The sequence below is a fragment of the Aliihoeflea sp. 40Bstr573 genome (assembly GCF_024105655.1).
Classification (GTDB): domain Bacteria; phylum Pseudomonadota; class Alphaproteobacteria; order Rhizobiales; family Rhizobiaceae; genus Aliihoeflea.
In genome coordinates this window covers 1-3,193 of sequence record NZ_JAAAMH010000050.1, presented here as the reverse complement: position 1 = coordinate 3,193, position 3,193 = coordinate 1, and the positions used below count along the sequence as shown (strand labels likewise).

General features: G+C 58.8%; 1 protein-coding gene. It reads right to left on the bottom strand.

What is annotated here, in order from left to right; all coding sequences use genetic code 11:
• Positions 1–57 precede the first annotated feature (57 nt).
• The gene (locus GTK01_RS20790) at positions 58–3,033 is read right to left on the bottom strand and encodes a Tn3 family transposase (RefSeq protein WP_252929750.1); all 2,976 of its coding nucleotides are present in this window, start codon (positions 3,031–3,033) and stop codon (positions 58–60) included.
• Positions 3,034–3,193: the final 160 nt, after the last annotated feature.

Genomic DNA, 3,193 nt, shown 5'->3' with positions numbered 1-3,193 from the left:
GGGGTCGGAACAAGAACTGTTCCCAGCGACACGCTAAGGTCGAACGGAGCATGAACGTCATGCGGCGTGGCGTAACCGAGCCGGAAGTCTGAGCGACCGGAAGCCTTCAGGCATCTGATGTTCTGCATCCCAGGTGTAGATGCCGGTCAGATTGATGTGTTCCCAGCTCAGCGGCGAGACGTGCTTGAGCAGATGATCCGGAATCTCGCGGTGCATTTTGCGCAAATGGGTGACGGCCCGTTCGATATAGACCGTATTCCAATGCACGATCGCGCTAACGACGAGATTGAGACCGGAGGCGCGGAACGCCTGGCTTTCGAATGATCGGTCGCGGATTTCGCCGCGCTCGTGGAAGAAGACAGCGCGCTTCAGTTTATGCGCAGCTTCGCCCTTGTTAAGACCGGCTTGGCAGCGCCGACGCAGTATCGGACTTGAGTACCATTCGATCATGAACAGCGATCGCTCGATCCGACCGAGTTCCCGTAACGCCCTTGCGAGCTGGCTTTCCTTCGGAGATGCGGACAGCTTCTTCAGGATCGTAGATGGCACCACGGATCGCGTCGTGATCGACGCCGCCAGATGGAGCAGATCGTCCCAATGGTCGAGAATCAAAGTGGTGTTGATCGGCGCCCCGATGTGGTTCGACAGCGCCGGATATGCGTCGCCTTTCTCGAATGTGTGGAACTTCCGATCTTTGAGATTGCGCAGTCGCGGTGCGAACCGCTTGCCGATCAGGGCGAACAGCCCGAATACGTGATCACTTGCGCCGCCCGTATCGGTAAAGTGTTCCTGGATATCGAGGACCGTGTCCTGATCGAATAGCCCATCGATCACGTAGGCCGCCTCGCTTTCGGTCGGACTGATGGGCAGAATGCTGAAGTAGCCATATTGATCGGAAAGATGGCTGTAGAATTTCGATCCGGGTTCGCTGCCGTAATGCAAATTGATGTCGCCGCGCTTTGCGGCTCGGTCGCTGGCGCGGAAGAATTGGCCATCGGACGATGACGTCGTGCCATTGCCCCAAAGGCGAGAATGCGGATGGCGGCTGTGTGCGTCGGTGATACATGCTTGCGCCGCGCGGTAGGTCTCGGATCTCGCATGGAACGTGCGCAACCAGCCGATCTGGTGGGCGCTGATGCCTTTGGACGCGCTCGCCATTCGCTTCGGACCGAGGTTGGTCGCATCGGCCAGTACGCCGGCCAGCATGGCCGAGACATTCCTCGGAGTGTCACCTGTGCGAACATGCGTGAAGCAGTCCGCAAAGTCGGTCCATTCGTGTACATCCCGCAGAAGGTCCGGCACATCGACCAACGGATAAAGCTCGCTGATCTCGGCGTTCAGTTCCTCGGCTGCAGCGGGAACCTCGCCAGCCGTTGGCGTAACAATCAACGTCCCGCCTTCAAGACGAACACCTTCGAGCTTTCCGGACCGTGCTCTGTGCGCGAGGCGCTTCAGGTTGAAGTCGAGTATCTGACGCGCTTCGGAAAGCCACTGCGCGCCGTCACCTTGGACGCCCAGCCCGAGGCGGTCTTCCTCCTTCATGGTGGTGAATGTTGACCGCGGCATAAGATGCTCGTCGATCGGCCGGAAGGATCGGCTGCCATCGACCCAGATGTCCGCAGATCTAAGCCGGTCTCGCAAAGCCGCGAGCGTTGCAATCTCATAGAGACGGCGATCGGGCTTCTCCTGCCCGAGGATTAGCCGTCGATCAGCTTGGCTGAGGTGGGTAACCGGGGCGCGATCGGGAAGGGTCCGCCGCTTCTCGGCATAGAGCCGTTTCAGCAGCGAAATCGCCGCAAGCAGGGGATCGTGGCGGCGCGCTGAGCGGAACGTGAACGCCTGCAGGAACGCACCCGCATATTTGTTGACGGTCGCATATTGCTCAGCCGCCAAAGTCAATGGCGACGCCTCATTGTCTTCGACCATCGACTCAAGCTCAGGCTTCATCCGAAGCAACCGGTGCCACCCAACTTCCTGATCGAGAACCTCCAATGCGTTCCGGCCATAATCGTTCGCGGACTGCAGGGCTGTGATCGTGTCCAGGAACATGCGCAGTACCTTGCCGGTATCCGGCCTGCAGTCCATGTGCCGCTGCTTCTTGCGGTTATTGGCTTGCGAGAACAACCGACCTATCAGCTTGATGAACATCGACACTGCATCGTCGGTGAGCTTCTGGCCGAGCTTGATAATCTGCGCCACTATCAGCGCGTGTCGACGGTTGGAATTGAAGTCGTTGGCCAGCCATGCCGGTGTGGCGTTGCCCTCACGGATCATCTGATCCCATCGTCCAGATGGTAAGCGCGCCTGCAATTTCGCGTCGATTTCCAGGTTGAGCAGGAAGGCAATACGTTCTGTCAGCCCGACTAGGTTTGACGCACCTGGCGCTTCCGGCGCCGAGCGCAGCCAATGAAAGCGCGTCTGGCCGAGGGCGGGGTCAACCTCCAACAGCCTGTCCAATGACGCAAGCCGATCAGGCGAGATACCCTCGATAAGTTCTTTCTCAGCTCGTCGGCGAGCAATCGCGCGACCGCCGAGGCCGATCTTCTCGATGGAATGCAGCGAAGGCAGGAGTGCGTTTCGTTTCCGGAACTCGGCAATGACTGCTGTCGCGATCGGCAACCCGTGATCGCCGTTGGCCGCCGCATCGATTGCCGCCAGAAGGGCCGCGCGGCGATCGTCTCTGGAGGCAGTCCGGAGACCGAAATAAGCCATCAAAGACCGGCTGTGATCGAAACGCGTCTGTGCTCGATGTGCATAGAAAGCGTAGAGGCGCGCGTCGATACCGAGCTGATCAGCAAGATAGTTGATCACAGCCGCGGGTGGCTGCTCGTTGTCCCACAACAGTCGCCCCGTTTGGCGCATTGTGCAAAGTTGAACCGCGAAGCCCAGCTTGTTCTGAGGTCGGCGTCGGAGTTCGCATTCCAAACGATCGGCCGGGTCCAGTGTAAAGTGACGGATCAGGCTATCATCGTCCGCCGCTATACCCAGAAGTGTCTCCGCTTCCTTTGAACTGATAAGCCGCCTTCGCCCCATTTTGCTATCTCCCCGACCATATACTGACTTCAAGGGAAATTGGCCGCCATCAGCTGGATGCTTTCAACTGCCAGGGAAGCTTCATCTACAGATCTATCACGCGCGTTCGTGCTTCGTTCGGTCTTAACGTGTCTGTGGGAACAGTTCTTGTTCCGACCCC